Origin of the sequence: Epibacterium ulvae, assembly GCF_018678075.1 — a bacterium.
Lineage (GTDB): Bacteria > Pseudomonadota > Alphaproteobacteria > Rhodobacterales > Rhodobacteraceae > Epibacterium > Epibacterium ulvae_A.
In genome coordinates this window covers 12066-28219 of record NZ_JAHHIR010000008.1, presented here as the reverse complement: position 1 = coordinate 28219, position 16154 = coordinate 12066, and the positions used below count along the sequence as shown (strand labels likewise).

The window sequence follows — 16154 nt, the reverse complement described above, 5'->3', positions numbered from 1 at the left end:
AAAACGGATCTGAAGGCGTATTCAGACGCACGTGACGCATAAAGGCATGGGCGATACGGGGCACTGGCTGTTGGGAGGAGACCGCAAAGTGCACCTTGTACCCGATGGGCGAATTAAAACGCACAAAGGCCATTTCGCGTGATCGATAATGATACAGCGGAAAGGGGTTGATCACGGCAATGCCCATCCCCTCGCGCGCGAGATCGGCTGCTGCATAAGACGTGGACACCTCGGCCACCACATTGGGTTTCGCCTGTTCCTGGTTCAACAACCGGTCCAACTGACCCCGACGCACGTGTCGGCGGGTCAATGCAATCAAGTTCTGCCCATCCAAATCTGCTGGGCTGATTTCGCTACGGGTGGCAAAAGGGTGATCCAAACTCATGGCGCAGACGGCAGTGACGGATCTGTAGGACATCAATTTCACCCCAGCGCGCGAGGCATCGACGCCGCAAATCGCCAAATCGAACCGCCCATCCAGAATTCCGGTGACCGCGTCATCATTGGTGCTGACCTCAAAGCTCACATAGTAATGCGGGTTGATCTGCAAAAAGCGATTGATATGGGACACAAGAAAGCGCTGCGCAAAAGAGGGCGGTGCGATCAGACGCAGGGTCTCTGACACGGGTTCGGACGGCCCATCGATCAAATCCAGCGCGTCAAACAGGGAATCCAGACGTCGGTTCAGAACCAGCGCTTCTTGGGTGGGCTGCAGGCGTCCGGCGATACGCTCAAAAAAGAGGCGGCCCTGACGGGTTTCCAGTGATGCGATGGAGCGCGAGATGGCCGATTGTGACACCCCCAGCTGCGCTGCCGCCGCTGTGGCCGTGCCCGCCTGAATTAAGGCGCGAAACGCCTCATACTCAGCGATGGAATGTCCCATTCGTCCCGTTCGCGTGCCAGCCATCCTGCAAAACCGTTATGGATCAATGAGTTTTACTCATGCACATTTTATTGATCTATGCACTGTGATTCGCAACCATCGTGATACTTTCACAAGGGTTTTCACATGTTTGAGGCGATCCCTGCCGTTTTTGACGGCCACAATGATGTGCTCTTGCGCCTTTACTCCGAAGGTGGTCGGACAGCGCTGGAGAGTTTCAGCACCGGGCGAGATGGCGCAATCGATCTGCCCAAGGCCAGACAAGGTGGATTTGGCGGAGGGTTCTTCGCCGTCTACGTGCCCTCCCCCATGGATCTGGATGAAAAGCTAAGAGCCACCGCGTCTGACAGCTACGATCTGCCGCTGCCGGATCCAATCGACTGGGAAGTTGCAATCAGCGTCGTGCTGCATCAAAGCGCCCTGCTGACGGAATTGGACCAACGTGGTGATCTAAAGATTGTGCGCAGTGTCGCCGACATTCACACCGCCTGGTCACAAGACAAACTGGCCGCGGTCTTTCATATCGAAGGGGCCGAAGGCATTGATGAGGATCTGCACGCGCTCGATGTGCTTTATGCGGCGGGGCTGCGGTCCTTGGGCCCGGTGTGGAGCCGCAATAACATCTTTGGCGAAGGGGTGCCGTTTCGCTTCCCGTCGACTGGCGATATCGGGGCCGGCCTCAGCGATCATGGCAAACGTTTGATCCGACGGTGCAATCAACTCAAAATCATGGTAGACTTATCCCATCTCAACGAAGCCGGGTTCTGGGATGTGGCGCGCATATCGGACGCACCCTTGGTGGCCACGCATTCAAATGCCTATGCGGTATCACCTCACTCGCGGAACCTGACGGACAAGCAACTGGCAGCAATCGCCGAAAGCGACGGCATGGTCGGGTTGAATTTCGCCGTATGTTTCCTGCGCGCCGACGGGAAGAACAGATCCGACACCCCGCTGGACCAGGTGTTGCGCCATTTGGATCACTTGATCGATGTGCTTGGCGAGGACCGCGTTGGATTGGGATCGGACTACGATAGGGCCACGGTGCCCCAAGACGTCACATCAGTGGCGGACTTGCCCAACCTGCGAAAGGCGATGGTCGCCCACGGATATAATGCAGAACTGATCGAAAAGCTCTGCCACAAGAATTGGCTGCGCGTGTTGGCCAAGACCTGGGGAGGCTGACGCAAGATCAGCCCCAAGTCATTCCACTTTGGACCACTATTAAATCAGGAGAGGTAATATGACGATTTTCAAATCCCTGTTGGCGGGTGCCGCCATCGGGCTTGCCATTAGCACGTCGCCTATGGCCATTGCCGCAACACCAGACAATGTCCTGGTCGTAGCCATGCGCATTGATGACATCACGACCTTGGACCCCGCCGAAAGCTTTGAATTTGCGGGCGGAGATGTGTCGCGCAATGTCTATATGAAGTTGGTGAACTTTGATCCCACCGATCTGGATGCTGGCTACAAACCTGAAATTGCCGAAAGCTGGACCGTGTCTGACGATGGCACCACCATTACTTTCAAAATCAAAGAGGGTTTGAGCTTTCATTCCGGGAACCCCGTCACCGCCGAAGACGTGGAATTCTCCCTGCAACGCGCTGTTTTGTTGAACAAAACACCGTCGTTCATCCTGACGCAGTTTGGGTTTGACGCGGATAACGTTGCCGAAACGATCAAGGCCGAAGGCGACACGGTTACCTTGACCACCGATCAGCCCTATGCCACGTCCTTTGTACTGAATTGCCTGACCGCAACCATCGGCGGGATCGTCGATAAAAAGACCGCTCTCACCCATGAAGTCGACGGGGACATGGGTAATGAATGGCTCAAGACCAATTCCGCAGGCTCCGGCGCCTACTCAGTGCAAGCCTGGAACCCAAGCGACAGCGTCGTGATGACCGCCAATCCCGACTATTATCGCGGCACGCCAGCGATGACGCGGGTTATCATCAAACACGTACAAGAAAGCGCATCCCAACGCCTGCAGCTGGAACGCGGCGACATTGATGTGGCGCGCAACTTGAACCCCGAAGACGTCGCAGGCATTTCCTCGGTCGAAGGTGTGAAGATCGTCGACGAGTTAAAGGGCCGTCTGATGTACCTGTCGCTCAACCAACAACATCCGGTTCTGTCCAAACCCAAAGTGCGCGAGGCGTTTAAATACCTGATCGACTACGAAGGGATGACCCAGTCCTTCCTCAAAGGTCAGTACACCGTTCATCAAAACTTCCTGCCGCAAACTTATTTGGGTGCCTCGTCTGAGAACCCCTTTGCGCTGAACCTGGAAAAAGCCAAGGCTCTGCTGGAAGAGGCTGGTGTTGACGGGCTTGAACTGACCGTTGGCGTCCGTGAGGCGCAGGAGCGGTTGGAAATCGCCCAAAGTTTCCAAAACAATGCAGCAGCCGCCGGGATCAAAATAAACCTGACCGTTGGTACCGGCAAACAGATCCTGGGCCAATATCGTGCGCGCGAACTGGACGTCTACCTTGGTGCGTGGGGGCCAGACTACCCGGATCCACATACCAACGCGGGCACATTTGCCTTTAACCCCGACAATTCCAAAGAAGCCAATGCCACCGGTCTTCTTGCATGGCGCAATGGTTGGGACACCGCCGGTTTGACAGAAAAAACCGCCGCTGCTGTGATCGAAAATGACCGGGCCGTGCGTGCCAAACTCTATGATGATATCCAGGCAGAGTTCCGCGAAAGCTCGCCTTTTATTGTTATGGCACAGCAGATTGAACAGAACGCCATGAATGAAAAGGTCACCAACTTCTCAGGTGGTCAGGCGATCACCTCGGCGTCTTATTGGCAAGTGACCAAATAATATGGTCTCTGTGACATCGCAGACAGAAGAGGGGCGCAAACCTGCGCCCTTCCCACCCTGGCTCCGCAGCACACTGGCCACGCTCGGCTCCATCACTGCAACACTGCTTGGGCTGCTGCTCGTAACTTTTGTGATTGGTCGCGTGATGCCGATCGATCCGGTTTTGGCCATTGTCGGAGAACGCGCGAGCCAAGAAACCTATGACGCGGTCTATCACCAGCTTGGTCTCGACAAACCCTTGATGGTCCAATTTTTCTACTACCTCTGGGATGTAGTGCACGGCGACTTTGGCAACAGCCTGCTCACGGCCCGACCCGTCTCCCAAGATATTGCGCGTGTGTTTCCAGCGACCATGGAACTGGCCACCCTGGGCGTGGTGATTGGCATGCTTTTGGGGATCCCGATGGGGGTTCTGTCCGCCGTACATCGCGGCACCTGGGTCGACCAAACCATTCGGGTGTTGACGCTTGTGGGCTATTCAATGCCGATCTTCTGGCTGGGGATGATGGGGTTATTGCTGTTTTATGGCATTTTGGGATGGGTCGGCGGCCCGGGGCGTCTGGATATCTTCTTTGAGGGGCTGGTACCTTCGGTTACCGGCATGGTTCTGGTGGATGCGCTGCTGGCGGGCGACATGGACGTCTTTTGGAACGGGTTTTTTCACCTCATTCTGCCTGCCTCACTGCTTGGTTATTATTCCTTAGCCTACATCAGCCGCATGACGCGCTCGTTCATGCTGGAACAGCTGAGCGCGGAATACATTACCACCGCCCGCGTCAAAGGCCTGTCGGAACGACAAGTGATCTGGGGCCATGCGTTCAAAAACATTCGGGTTCAATTGGTGACAGTGATAGCCCTGTCCTACGCGAACCTGCTGGAAGGTTCCGTCCTGACTGAGATCATCTTTAGCTGGCCCGGTATCGGCAGCTACATCACAACGGCACTGCTGAGCGCGGATATGAACGCTGTTCTGGGCGGGACGGTCGTAGTTGGTCTGATTTTCATCTGCCTCAATATACTGTCGGACCTGTTGTACAAGATCTTTGATCCGAGGGCGAAATGAGCGAACAAACCTTAAAACAATGGCTGCTGTCCGACGCGCCCGCCTCGCGCATGCAGGCACGGGTTGCGGGCCTTTACCAAGGGTGGCTGCGGCTCACCAGCAATTGGATGACCCTGACCGGGCTTCTCATTCTGACTGCGCTGGTGTTGATCGCCGCCTGCGCGCCCCTGCTTGCGCCGCATGACCCCTTTGACCAAGATCTTCTGAACCGGCTAAAGCCCATCGGCTTTGACGATCACTACCTTGGCACCGACAGTCTGGGGCGCGATATCCTGTCGCGTCTGATCTATGGCAGTCGGATCACGCTCTATATCGTTGCCCTCGTGACGTTGATCGCACCTGTGGTGGGTCTGCTGGTTGGCACAGTCGCGGGTTACCTTGGTGGTTGGGCCGACCAGATTTTGATGCGCACGACAGATGTTTTCCTGGCGTTTCCGCGGCTTGTCCTGGCCTTGGCCTTTGTTGCCGCATTGGGACCGGGCATCGAAAACGCGGTGCTGGCGATATCTTTAACCGCCTGGCCCCCCTATGCACGTATGGCGCGCGCAGAGACTCTGACCATTCGCTCGTCCGAATTCATTGCCGCCATTCGCCTGCAAGGCGCAGGTCCGCTGCGAATTATCACCCGACACATCTGGCCCTTGTGCATCTCATCACTGATTGTGCGGGTCACGCTGGATATGGCAGGCATTATCCTTGCGGCTGCCGGCCTCGGCTTTCTCGGGCTTGGCGCGCAACCGCCCAGTCCGGAATGGGGCGCGATGATTTCAGAGGGGCGGCGATTTATCCTGGATCACTGGTGGGTTGCAACAATCCCCGGCCTCGCGATTTTCACGGTGTCTTTGGCGTTCAATCTCCTTGGTGATGGTTTGCGCGATGTTCTGGATCCAAAAGACGGAGGTCACGGATGACCCTTCTCACAGTCAACGACCTTTGGGTCAGGTTCCCAACCCGCCAAGGTATCTTCGCTGCGGTGCGGGGGATCTCTTTTGAGCTTGGTCAGGAACGGCTGGGGATCGTCGGCGAAAGCGGGTCCGGAAAATCCATGACCGGTCGCTCCATCCTGCAACTGATCCGCAAGCCGGGTCAGGTCCAAGCGGCTGAGATTTCATTTCAAGGTCGTAACCTGTTGGACCTGTCTGAACGCGAGATGCGCTCGGTCCGAGGGAATGAGATTTCGATGGTCATGCAGGACCCCAAATTCTCACTGAATCCGGTGATGACCATCGGCGCGCAGCTGATGGAGGCTTACCTGCAGCACAATCGCGACAATCGGCAAAGCGCGCGTAAAAAATGTATTGAGATGCTCAATGCCGTCTCACTGCGTGACCCAGAACGGGTGATGAACGCCTATCCGCATGAAATGTCCGGTGGCATGGGGCAACGCATTATGATCGCGATGATGCTGATCCCGGATCCCAAAATTCTGATCGCGGATGAGCCGACCTCGGCTCTGGATGTCTCGGTCCAGCGTCAGGTTTTGTCGATTATGGACAAGCTCGTGCGGGATCGCGGGATGGGGTTGATCTTTATCTCGCACGATCTGAACCTTGTGGCCGAATTCTGTGACCGCGTGTTGATCATGTATGCCGGCCGCATAGTCGAAAGCTGTTTGGCCTCAAAACTGCATGAGGCCAAACATCCCTATACGCGGGGCCTGTTAAACGCGCTGCCCCGCCTCGATAACCCGCGCGCGCATCTTGAGGTGTTGCAACGCCAGGATGACTGGATGCATGCCCCGTTGGAGCAGACCCAATGACAGCCATCAATGTTCAGAATTTGGACGTCTGGTTCGGCTCCGTTTCCGCGGTGCGCTCGGTGTCATTCTCAGTCGCGCAAGGGCAAAGCGTGGGTTTGGTTGGCGAAAGCGGGTCCGGAAAATCCACCATCCTGCGCGCCATCACCGGCCTGGCTCCGGACTGGTCCGGTTCGATACAGGCATTGGGCCAGGACCTGCACGGGGCCGCGCGCGACCGCAGCTTCTTTAAAAAGGTGCAAATGGTGTTTCAAGACCCCTATGCGTCGCTCCATCCCCGTCATTCCGTGGATCAAGTGCTGAGCGAGGCGCTGCATCTGCAAGGTATGGATGCGATCAGCAAACGTACCGAGAAGCTGTTGGATGACGTTGGTCTTGGTCCGCGCTTTCGCTTCCGATACCCGCATCAGCTGTCCGGCGGGCAACGGCAACGGGTGGCTATCGCACGCGCCCTTGCCGGTGAGCCTGAGGTCCTGTTGTTGGACGAACCCACCTCAGCCTTAGATGTTTCGGTTCAGGCCGAGATCCTGAACCTTTTGACGGATCTGCGCGCGGACCGTGGCCTGACCTATATAATGGTCAGCCACGACCTGCCGGTTGTCGCCCATATGTGCGACAACCTCGCGGTCATGCAAAACGGCTCTGTGGTGGAAATGATGACAGCGGACGCGTTGCGGGCGCATCAAGCGATTGAACCCTACACCCGCGAACTGCTTGCAGCCTCAACCTGAAACTGGCTTACGGGTTGCTCACGTTCTCACAGGATGAAGGCCCCAACGGTCAACAGTAGATTGGCAAATCGACGTGTCTCACCGGTGGCGATGACCAACAATGTATCCGGCGATTTCAACCAATCGTATACAATAAAATGAGAGAACGCTGTAATCTGCGGAGCAATGGGTTCGTTTGCATAAAGGTACCAAACCCACCACAGGATTTAACTATTTTTGAGGCGCGTCTGAGTGTTCAGACCGCAGCTGCTTGATGCGGTCTGTGGGGAAATATTTGTAGAATGCGGTGCGGCCAATTTTGAGCTGGTCAATGACGTCGCCGATGAATGGATAGTTTTCGGTATCCTTCGGTTCAGGCCTCATAGCCAGTAAATGACTGTCGCAGCGAGAGCCATTGCCGACGCTGATGAAATCATCACTTACTCCTTACTCCACCGCCGCGCGGATTGCGGCCTCCATTGCGGTGACCTCGTCATCTGACAGCTCGCCAAACTGGTTGCGTTTGGCCTTGGACAGCTGGCCTGCGTTTTGCAGCACCAGCTGGGTAAACAGCCGCGCGCGCCGGTCTGGCATGTCGATCACCTGGCGCAGCGCCTGCAAGGCCTGATCAAACCGGGTGATAAAGTCCAGCTCCTGGCGCAGATCGACCTCAATCGTGTTTTCAATCCGATCAAACAGATATTCCACCTGCGCGGTGGCATCAAAATACCGGTAAAGATCCGCGGTCTCATTCTGCACCAACAGCGTCTTTTCCGCCCCCCAGGCCCAACGGATATGGGGGGCAATCGCGCCCGAGAATGCCTCAAGACAGTGATCATACCCATGCCGGTCGCGCAGGATCGCGGCGGAAACCGGAAACAACATGCCCGGCGGGGTAAAGGCGCGGTCCGACAGGACTTTGTGGATCAAAAACCGGTGGATCCGACCATTGCCATCTTCAAACGGGTGCAAAAACACAAAGCCAAAGGCCACCAGCGCCGCCGCAATCACCGGATCGATATCGTCGACAAGCCGGCCGCTCATCTCCTGCCAGCCGGCCATCAGATCGGCGATATCTTCGGGACGCGGACAGATGAAATGCACGTGTTCAGCGTAGTCAAAACCGATGGTCTCTCCGACGAAATTCTGAAAATTGCGCAGCCCCTTGGCGGCATACCGGGGATCCACGATCTGCCCCTGCAATTTCACCAGATCCTCAATCCGATCCAGCGACAGGTTTTCGGCCAGTTGCAGGCTTTGCACAAACCGCTGCGCCTTTTCGGAACTGGGGGTCTCATGTTCGATCTCGAACGAGGTGCGGGTCTCTTTGGTAAACAGGTAATTCACCGCCCGCGCCAAAACGTCCGGCGCACAAGTCTGCAACACCGCCCTGCCCCGCGCGGCCAACCCCCGCGCCACGGCATCCTCAATCGCTTGGGTCCTGCGCACGGTTGGGCAAAAGGCGCGCGTGCCCAACAGGTTGTCTTCGACCTTGTGACGCGGCGATTTCTGCCCCCGCGCCGTGATGTGAAACGCCGGCAACAACGCCGGCACATAGCGCACCACACCTGCATCGGGCAGATCCAACTGAACGCCCGTGGCCCATTCATAGAAGAACCAGGCCCGGCGCGCATATTGCCCATTGGGTTCCGCCAGAACCCAGCCGCGGATCTCTTCCGGGTCCAGGGCTTGCATCACTGCCACCAGGATCCCGATGTCCAGCGGTTCATACCGCAGCGCAAACCGCAGATGCCCCGCCACACTGTCACCGGGATCATAGGCGCGAGTGTAATGTTCAAACCGCCTGCCCCCTTCGATTCGGGTGCTGCGGCTGCCGGGACCCACCGTGCTGGTGACAAAGGGCGCGGGTCGGTTCAATTCAAACCGCGCAATCAACGCCGCCTGCCCCACTGTTTTTACACCAGCCACCATAGCCATCTCCCAAATCGTTCAGGCGTCGATCAATTCGATCAGAATGTCCTTGGAATACAGAAATACGTTCAAATATTCACGTGATCCAGAAAAAACGTACAAAATTACGCGGTAACGGCCCAGCCCTGCCGCGAAAATTCGGTTCAGCACGCGAAATTTTCGTTCATTTTAGTGGATTTTTTGAAAAAACGCTCAGTACTGTCACCCATCAAACGCGATCACAGGTCCGGACTGGTTCCCTCCGAATTCCCGTGAAATAGTGTCTAAGCCACAGCAAGACACTACCTGTGGAAAATTTCCTTGCAAGAATCGTGGTTTCTGCCCCATTACTTACGGAAAGCAGTGAATAAAACGACATGATCCGTAACAAACGGATTGATTGAGGGCAGAATGGACGACGTAACGGCAGAAGCCAAGCCCGGCGCCGCGTTTGAAGTCGCAAGTGACGCAAGCGGCCTAGGTGAACGCATTGATCTTTTGGTGGGTGAACACGCTCGCCGCTTGTCCGAGCGGTTGCAAGCCCACCGTGCACAGCTGTTCCCGCCGGACGCCAAGCGCTCTTTGCGCAAGTTTACTTCTGGCGAAGCGGCCGAGCTGTTGGGCGTCAAGGACGCCTATTTGCGCAAACTGCATCTGGACGGCCGCGGCCCCTCCCCCGAAACTCGGGCCGGTGGGCGGCGTTACTACTCTCCCGAAGATCTGCAAGAACTGCGCGAGATGCTGGAAGCCGGCGCCAAATCGGTTGGCACCTACCTGCCCGGCCGACGCGAGGGCGACCATCTGCAGGTGATCACCGTCATCAACTTCAAAGGTGGCTCGGGCAAAACCACAACCGCCGCCCATCTGGCCCAGAAAATGGCGCTGGATGGCTATCGCGTTTTGGCCATTGACCTGGACCCGCAGGCCTCGCTTTCGGCTTTGCACGGCTTCCAGCCCGAGTTCGATCTGCTGGACGGCGGCACTCTGTATGATGCGATCCGTTACGATGATCCGGTGCCCCTGCAACAGGTCATTCAAAAGACCTACTTCACGAATCTAGACATTATTCCAGGCAATTTGGACCTGATGGAGTTCGAGCACGACACCCCGCGCGCGCTGGCCCAACGGGATGGTAATCTTTTTTTCACCAGGATTGGCGACGCGCTTCAATCAGTGGAGAAAGAATATGACGTTGTTGTTGTTGACTGCCCCCCTCAGCTTGGATTTCTCACCATGTCGGCCCTGTCCTCTGCGACCGCCGTTTTGGTCACCGTCCATCCGCAAATGCTGGATGTGATGTCCATGTGCCAGTTTCTGTTGATGACATCGAACCTGTTGGGCGTGGTCTCCGAGGCCGGGGGCAATATGTCCTACGATTGGCTGCGCTATGTGGTGACCCGCTATGAACCCGGCGATGGGCCGCAAAACCAGATGGTCAGTTTCATGCGCTCCATGTTTGGTGAACATGTGCTGAATCACCCGGTGTTGAAATCCACCGCAATCTCGGACGCGGGCATCACCAAACAGACGCTTTATGAGGTCGAAAAAGGCCAATTCACCCGCGCGACCTATGAACGCGCCATCGAGAGCCTGAATTCGGTCAACGGTGAGATCGAAGCCTTGGTGCAACACGCATGGGGGCGGACACATGGCGCGTAAAAACCTGTTAAAAGGCCTGATGGAGGGCGAAGCCGCCCCCACAACGCCGTCTGCTGGCACCCGTGTGGATGTGGCCAAACCGCGCTACTCCTCTGGGGCGATCGGCGCGGTCAGCCAGTCAATCTCGGATCTGAAATCGCGTGCGGTGCAAGAAATCGACCCGCGGATGGTTGATGCTGGCGGATTGCGGGACCGGTTGGACGAAAACGGCGGCCTGGATGAGCTTGTCGCCTCGATCGAGGAATACGGCCAGCAAGTGCCAGTGTTGTTGCGGCCCAACCCGAATTACCCCGAACGCTACCAAGTGGTCTATGGCCGTCGCCGGGTGGCAGCGCTGCGGCGTCTGGAACGCCCCGTAAAGGCGCTGATCCGGGTTTTGGATGATCGTGAATTGATCGTCGCCCAGGGTCAGGAAAACAGTGCCCGGCGTGACCTTAGCTTTATTGAGCGGGTGAATTTCGCCCGTCAAATGCGGCAGATGGGGTACGAGCGCAAAGTGATCTGCGATGCGCTGCATGTGGATAAGACATTGATTTCACGCATGCTTTCGGTTGCAGACCGTATTCCCGAACCGCTGGTCAATGCCATTGGTGCCGCCCCCACTGTGGGGCGTGACCGGTGGTTGAAACTGGCCGACCAGCTTGCGAAATCCGATCTCGACACCGCGGTTAGTGCGGCCCATGGAGACACATCCGATGATCGTTTTGACGCGGTCTTTGGCGCGCTCTCCCCTGCCCCGAAACCGGCAGAACCACCGCAAAAAGCACCGCTCAGCGGCGCCGGTGGCCAGGAATTGGGCGAGGTTAAGCGCAGCAAAGGCAAGACCACCCTCACCCTCAATGCGCGCACCAGCGAAGGGTTCGAGGATTGGTTGGTCGACAATATCAGTGAGCTTCACACCCAATGGCAGTTCGAACGTAAGAACGCCAAGGGCACTTGAGGGCCGGGTCGCAAGATCCGGTAAGAGAAAACAGGACAACAGACAGGAGGCACAGAGCAGACAGGGCCTAATTGAAACGGTCTAAAAAACGAAAGCCCCCCAGGACTAGATCCCGAGAGGCCTCGAATGGTTATGTAGCAGTTCCATTTTAGGTCAGCGTGTTGACGGCTGTCAACTGGCACCCTTGTCCGGTGGGCGAAAAAGTTTTGTCTCGTGACACGATATGCAGCATCTCACAACGACGCCCTTTGGGCGGCGGCCGGTAGCGGCTGGGCTGATTGCCCGCGCTGCGGCCCATCGGCAGGTTGCCGATCCCATCGCAGTGGAAAAATGGTCCCTGTTCCGGGATCTGACCACCGCACGCAAATCCTTTGACATTGGCGATCGCACCTTGATGGTGTTGAATGCGCTTTTGACCTTTTTACCGGACAAGACGCTGGCGGCGGACACCCAATTGGTTGTCTATCCCTCCAACCGCAGCCTGTCTGATCGCTGTCACGGCATGGCCGAAAGCACCCTGCGTCGTCATCTGGCCGCACTGGTAGACGCCGGTTTGATCTCCCGTCACGACAGCCCCAATGGCAAACGTTATGTGCGCCGTGGTCGCGGTGGGCAGATCGCGCACGCCTTTGGCTTTGACCTCACCCCCCTGCTCCACCGTGCGACAGAGATCACCGATAAAGCCGAAGAAGCGCGCCGTCTTGCCGCCGAAACCTCTCTCATTCGGGAACGGATTTCCCTGATGCGCCGCGATGCTTTGAAGCTGGCGGAATTTGGCCTGTCCCAGGATATGCCGGCCGATTGGCCGGGGCTCAACGCCTCCCTAGAAGAGCTGACCAAACGTTTGCGGCGTAAACTATCGCTGGAAAACCTGTCACAGATCGAAGAGTGCCTTGTGGATATCCTCTCGGATATTCGCCAGATAATAGAGCCTAAATCAGAAGAACTGAGCGGCTGTGACGGCCAAACTGAGCGCCACCATCAGAGTTCAAAAAAAGATATCTTAGAATCTGAACAGCCCGCGCCAATTCACAATGTTACGCCATTGGCGAAACCAAAGCTGAGCAAAGAAAAACCAACGCTTCCGCTGACCGTGGTGCTACAAGCCTGTCCTGATGTGCTGTCCTATTGCGAGGGCCCACCGACAAATTGGCGAGATCTGATTGCCGCCGCTTCGTTCCTCAGAGGGATGATGGGCATCGATCACACCGCTTGGGACGAGGCGATGCGCCTGATGGGGCCCGAGGCTGCGGCGACCACATTGGCCTGTATCCTGCAACGCTTTGGTGACATCCGAAACCCCGGTGGTTACTTACGCAGCCTTTCGGCCAAGGCGGCAAGCGGGTCGTTCTCCCCTGCCCCGATGGTGATGTCATTGATCAACGCGTCAAACCAAACGGCCGCGTGAGGGTGCAAGCCCCCTGCCCGGTTGACAGCTGTCAACGCAATGTCGGTCAGTCAGGTGATCCGGCGCAACAGGTTGAGCAAGGTGCGCGCCTCACCCTCATCCAGCGGTTCCAGCGCCACGCGGGTGATATTGATCATCGTCGGGATCGTCTCCAACAACAGCGCGCGGCCCTTTTCGGTGGTGCTGACGATGTAACGGCGGCGATCGACCTGATCCGGTTTGGTCTCAATCAAGCCCTGATCTTTGAGCCGTTGCACCACGCCTTTGGTGGTTGCGGCATCCATCGCCACCAACCGACCCAAAGCGTTCTGCGAGATCGGGCCTGGCTCCGTCGCCAACCGATAGAGGGTCGAAAACTGCTGGGGCGTCAGACCCGAGGTGTTAATTTCGGCATAGGTCGTGGTGTAGGATTGATGTGCCTTGCGCAGGACAAAGCCGATTTGCGCGTCCAGGTCATAGATGTCTTTTAAGTCCTGATCGCTCATATCTGGTTCCGGTCTTTCTGATCTGGAAATCGCGCCCTGTTTTGGCATGACGTTGGCAATGGCACAGATGCGCCGGGCAAATCAAATCAAAACCGGGCGATGGTTGTGGTCAAATCTGCTTAAACAGTGTGGCGCGTAAACTCGGTGGCGGTATCGGTCAAGGCGATCATCGGCGCCCGGTCCCGCATGACGTCCAATGCGGCCCCGTGCAATGCTTCGGTTCCAGCAGCGCAGGCATCGGTGACCAATCGGATGAAACGCCCCTCATCTGCCGCCTCGATCGCGGTGCCAAGGACGCAGCAATCGGTGGCCACACCGCACATCACCACGGTCGCGTCCTGCGGGATATGCGCCCGCGCCTCCTGCCATTTGGCAAACCGATGGCCGGTCACGGCGGGTTGGCCCTGCCACTCCGGCACCAGCTCCCACATCCATGCGTTCTGGGCGTCCCGGGCAAAGGACCACTGATCGTAATATGGCACCCACGCGCCGCGGGGGGCTGCAGGCGGGACAAACCGGGTGAACAATACGCGATTTTCAAACTGTGGCAGCAGCGCGCGGATGTTGCGTTGACAGCTGTCAACTCCGGGCGTGGCCCAAGGGCTGGCCGGATCGGCAAACCCCGGTTGCATGTCGATAACCATCAGCCAGCTGTTCATATCAACGCCCTTCCCCGTGCACCCTGCCCGGTTCTAGTTCTGGCATGAGAACTGGGATCGAACAAGCGCCGGTTAATTGGTCCGCTGGGCGCGCATGGTTGCGACCAATTCGGCGGCCTTGATGCCAAACTTGCGCAGCTCGGAGCGGTTCAGGATCACGCCGCTTTCGGTGAGATACAGCCAATCGGTGACGGACAAGACATGCCCGCCTGAGGCCTCGGGCAGAATGATCTTGTACTTCATCATAACGGTGGAGCCTGAAACCTGCCCCGTCGCCTGTCCCACAATGTCGTCAGCAGTGGCGGTGAATGTATTGTCTGGCCCCAGCGTTAACTGCCATTCGCGGTTCTGGGTTTGGCCGTTGGAATAGGTGAACGCCTCGCTCAACCGACCGGTGGTGCCGGACCATTCGCCCTCCATCCGGGCGGTGAAACTGTTGGTGACGCGACCGTTGGGACCATAGATCAACCCCTCGGACAGGATCTCACCATTCAGATGTTCGGTGAGGGAAAACGCAGGCCCGGTACCAGTGTAATCGTCCGGCGACTGGCTGCGAAAGCTAAAGAACATGCTGCGCGCCAACAGGGCTAGCAGGATGAGGACAACAAGAGCGGTCAGGAGTTTCATAGGGAGGCGGTCTCCTTGGGAAGCGCCCAGACCATGGTCCAGGCCGCGAGTTTCAGGATACAGGGGATCAGGCCATAGGCCAGCGTCAGCGCCCAAAGGGCAGGGGCATCATTGGGCTGGCCGGGGCTAAACCCATAGAGCGCCAGCAGCGGCAACACGGCAAAAGCGGCGAGCGCCAGCCCCAGCTTGCCAACAAATGACCACAGCCCAAAGGCCAGCGAGGCTTGCAAACCGGACTGGGTCAGGCGGATCGAAAACAGGGCAGGCAGCAGCACCATATCGGCGCCCAAGGCCAGGCCGGATGCGATGCAGATCACCGCGAACCCAGCGCCCGCTCCGGTCGGCAGGCTGGCCGCCCCAACAAAGGATGCAATCGCCAGCGGCATCGCCCACAACAAGGTGCGCCGCACGCCCCAGTGGCGGCTGATCCGGGTCCAAAGCGGCACGCCGAGCGCGGCGCTGAGGAAGAACAAGATCAACAGTGGCCCCGACAGGCCTGCGAGCTGCAGGTGGTCTTCGACAAAGAACAAAAACAGGGTTGAGGTGATGGCGACGGGCAGGCTGTTCAACAGGCCCAGAACCAGCAATTGCACCGCCCCTGCACGGCGAAGCCCGCGCCACGAGGGGCGCGCTGCAGGGCGCACCGGGCGGCGCCACAAGGGGCGGGTCAGGGTGGCGGTCAGCAGGGCCAGCCCAGCCATCACCAGGCCAAAGGCCGGGTAGCCGCCGCGCGTCGCACCAAACCCCAACAGGATCGCAGGCAGGCTTGCCGCGAGAATAACACCCACCAACATGCCCCCTTCACGGAAGGCGGCGAGGGTGATCAGGTCGGCGCGCTCGGTCGTGCGCGCCAGCGTCGCACTGCGGCCATAAAGCAGGATCATCCCCAGGCTATAGGACGAAAACAGCAGCACCAGGATCAGCGACAGCGTGACTATCGATGTGGCATCCGAGGGCAGGGTGAACAGCAGTGGAAAGCCAAGCGCCAGACCCAGCGCGGCAAGTGCCGCAAACAGACCTTGGGCACGGGGCCAGCGGTCGATCATCCAGCCGAGCAGCGGATCTTGGACCAGATCGACCAGCCGCAGCACCAACAGCAGCGTGCCCAATGTGGCCAGCCCAATGCCCAGTTCAACCGAGGCAAAGCGCGGCAGATGGATATAGAGCGGCAGACCCGCCGCCGCCAGCATCACCGCAAACAGGCTGACGCGCGGATA

Annotated in this window: 16 protein-coding genes; 9 read left to right on the top strand and 7 right to left on the bottom strand. The window is 57.8% G+C overall.

Features of this window, described 5'->3' with window-relative positions; translation table 11 throughout:
• On the bottom strand, positions 1–883 hold an 883-nt coding region (locus KMP13_RS02005), incomplete at its 3' end, for a LysR family transcriptional regulator (RefSeq protein ID WP_215263833.1).
• Positions 884–1009: 126 nt separating this feature from the next.
• Between KMP13_RS02005 and KMP13_RS02000 the strand changes: the two genes are divergently transcribed.
• Genes KMP13_RS02000 through KMP13_RS01975 form a run of 6 tightly spaced genes read left to right on the top strand, consistent with a single transcriptional unit; the run spans position 1010 to position 7269 of the window.
• Positions 1010–2068 carry a dipeptidase gene (locus tag KMP13_RS02000; RefSeq protein WP_215263832.1) on the top strand — a complete coding sequence of 353 codons (1059 nt, stop codon included), beginning with the start codon at positions 1010–1012 and terminating at the stop codon, positions 2066–2068.
• A 58-nt stretch (positions 2069–2126) separates the two neighbouring features.
• Positions 2127–3719: an ABC transporter substrate-binding protein gene (locus KMP13_RS01995; protein ID WP_215263831.1), complete on the top strand. Its 1593-nt coding sequence runs from the start codon at positions 2127–2129 to the stop codon at positions 3717–3719.
• Position 3720: 1 nt separating this feature from the next.
• The gene (locus tag KMP13_RS01990; protein WP_215263829.1) at positions 3721–4782 is read left to right on the top strand and encodes an ABC transporter permease; all 1062 of its coding nucleotides are present in this window, start codon (positions 3721–3723) and stop codon (positions 4780–4782) included.
• Positions 4779–5693, top strand: coding sequence for a nickel transporter permease (gene nikC / locus KMP13_RS01985; RefSeq protein WP_215263827.1), 915 nt, complete (start codon positions 4779–4781; stop codon positions 5691–5693). Before KMP13_RS01990 ends, nikC begins: the two co-directional genes overlap by 4 nt.
• Positions 5690–6541, top strand: coding sequence for an ABC transporter ATP-binding protein (locus KMP13_RS01980; protein WP_215263826.1), 852 nt, complete (start codon positions 5690–5692; stop codon positions 6539–6541). The genes nikC and KMP13_RS01980 overlap by 4 nt, the downstream gene beginning before the upstream one ends.
• Positions 6538–7269: an ABC transporter ATP-binding protein gene (locus KMP13_RS01975; protein ID WP_215263824.1), complete on the top strand. Its 732-nt coding sequence runs from the start codon at positions 6538–6540 to the stop codon at positions 7267–7269. The genes KMP13_RS01980 and KMP13_RS01975 overlap by 4 nt, the downstream gene beginning before the upstream one ends.
• A 26-nt stretch (positions 7270–7295) precedes the next feature.
• Here KMP13_RS01975 and KMP13_RS20890 read toward each other — a convergent pair whose 3' ends face one another.
• Together KMP13_RS20890 and KMP13_RS01965 are read right to left on the bottom strand one after the other, a co-directional pair.
• Positions 7296–7436, bottom strand: a complete 141-nt coding sequence (locus tag KMP13_RS20890; protein WP_435370331.1) for an RbsD/FucU domain-containing protein — start codon at positions 7434–7436, stop codon at positions 7296–7298.
• Between the two features lie 259 nt (positions 7437–7695).
• Complete coding sequence (locus tag KMP13_RS01965; protein WP_251363642.1) at positions 7696–9180, bottom strand: Fic family protein; 1485 nt, start codon at positions 9178–9180, stop codon at positions 7696–7698.
• A 390-nt stretch (positions 9181–9570) separates the two neighbouring features.
• Between KMP13_RS01965 and repA the strand changes: the two genes are divergently transcribed.
• The 3 genes from repA to repC all read left to right on the top strand — a co-directional run bounded on the left by repA (position 9571) and on the right by repC (position 13166).
• The gene (gene repA, locus KMP13_RS01960; protein WP_251363641.1) at positions 9571–10818 is read left to right on the top strand and encodes a plasmid partitioning protein RepA; all 1248 of its coding nucleotides are present in this window, start codon (positions 9571–9573) and stop codon (positions 10816–10818) included.
• Positions 10808–11758 (top strand): plasmid partitioning protein RepB, encoded by a 951-nt coding sequence (gene repB, locus KMP13_RS01955; protein WP_215263819.1) that lies wholly within the window; start codon positions 10808–10810, stop codon positions 11756–11758. Before repA ends, repB begins: the two co-directional genes overlap by 11 nt.
• 223 nt (positions 11759–11981) lie before the next feature.
• On the top strand, positions 11982–13166 hold the full coding sequence (repC, locus tag KMP13_RS01950; protein ID WP_215263817.1) for a plasmid replication protein RepC: 1185 nt from the start codon (positions 11982–11984) through the stop codon (positions 13164–13166).
• Positions 13167–13216: 50 nt separating this feature from the next.
• Here repC and KMP13_RS01945 read toward each other — a convergent pair whose 3' ends face one another.
• The 4 genes from KMP13_RS01945 to KMP13_RS01930 form a co-directional block, all read right to left on the bottom strand.
• Entirely contained in the window at positions 13217–13651 is a 435-nt protein-coding gene (locus KMP13_RS01945; protein WP_215263815.1) for a MarR family winged helix-turn-helix transcriptional regulator, read from the bottom strand.
• 119 nt (positions 13652–13770) lie between these two features.
• The gene (locus KMP13_RS01940) at positions 13771–14310 is read right to left on the bottom strand and encodes a cysteine hydrolase family protein (protein WP_215263813.1); all 540 of its coding nucleotides are present in this window, start codon (positions 14308–14310) and stop codon (positions 13771–13773) included.
• Between the two features lie 72 nt (positions 14311–14382).
• Positions 14383–14937 carry a DUF3833 domain-containing protein gene (locus KMP13_RS01935; protein WP_215263811.1) on the bottom strand — a complete coding sequence of 185 codons (555 nt, stop codon included), beginning with the start codon at positions 14935–14937 and terminating at the stop codon, positions 14383–14385.
• Positions 14934–16127 (bottom strand): MFS transporter, encoded by a 1194-nt coding sequence (locus tag KMP13_RS01930; RefSeq protein WP_215263836.1) that lies wholly within the window; start codon positions 16125–16127, stop codon positions 14934–14936. Before KMP13_RS01930 ends, KMP13_RS01935 begins: the two co-directional genes overlap by 4 nt.
• Between the last annotated feature and the right edge of the window lie 27 nt (positions 16128–16154).

Bases quoted from the DNA above. Each gene is read 5' to 3' on its own strand.
- KMP13_RS01990 (WP_215263829.1), top strand. From the start codon at position 3,721: ATGGTCTCTGTGACATCGCAGACAGAAGAGGGGCGCAAACCTGCGCCC.
- KMP13_RS02000 (WP_215263832.1), top strand. From the start codon at position 1,010: ATGTTTGAGGCGATCCCTGCCGTTTTTGACGGCCACAATGATGTGCTC.
- repC (WP_215263817.1), top strand. From the start codon at position 11,982: ATGCAGCATCTCACAACGACGCCCTTTGGGCGGCGGCCGGTAGCGGCT.
- KMP13_RS01975 (WP_215263824.1), top strand. From the start codon at position 6,538: ATGACAGCCATCAATGTTCAGAATTTGGACGTCTGGTTCGGCTCCGTT.
- repA (WP_251363641.1), top strand. From the start codon at position 9,571: ATGGACGACGTAACGGCAGAAGCCAAGCCCGGCGCCGCGTTTGAAGTC.
- KMP13_RS01930 (WP_215263836.1), bottom strand. From the start codon at position 16,127: ATGCTGGCGGCGGCGGGTCTGCCGCTCTATATCCATCTGCCGCGCTTT.
- nikC (WP_215263827.1), top strand. From the start codon at position 4,779: ATGAGCGAACAAACCTTAAAACAATGGCTGCTGTCCGACGCGCCCGCC.
- KMP13_RS01980 (WP_215263826.1), top strand. From the start codon at position 5,690: ATGACCCTTCTCACAGTCAACGACCTTTGGGTCAGGTTCCCAACCCGC.
- KMP13_RS01935 (WP_215263811.1), bottom strand. From the start codon at position 14,937: ATGAAACTCCTGACCGCTCTTGTTGTCCTCATCCTGCTAGCCCTGTTG.
- KMP13_RS01945 (WP_215263815.1), bottom strand. From the start codon at position 13,651: ATGAGCGATCAGGACTTAAAAGACATCTATGACCTGGACGCGCAAATC.
- repB (WP_215263819.1), top strand. From the start codon at position 10,808: ATGGCGCGTAAAAACCTGTTAAAAGGCCTGATGGAGGGCGAAGCCGCC.
- KMP13_RS01995 (WP_215263831.1), top strand. From the start codon at position 2,127: ATGACGATTTTCAAATCCCTGTTGGCGGGTGCCGCCATCGGGCTTGCC.
- KMP13_RS01965 (WP_251363642.1), bottom strand. From the start codon at position 9,180: ATGGTGGCTGGTGTAAAAACAGTGGGGCAGGCGGCGTTGATTGCGCGG.
- KMP13_RS01940 (WP_215263813.1), bottom strand. From the start codon at position 14,310: ATGAACAGCTGGCTGATGGTTATCGACATGCAACCGGGGTTTGCCGAT.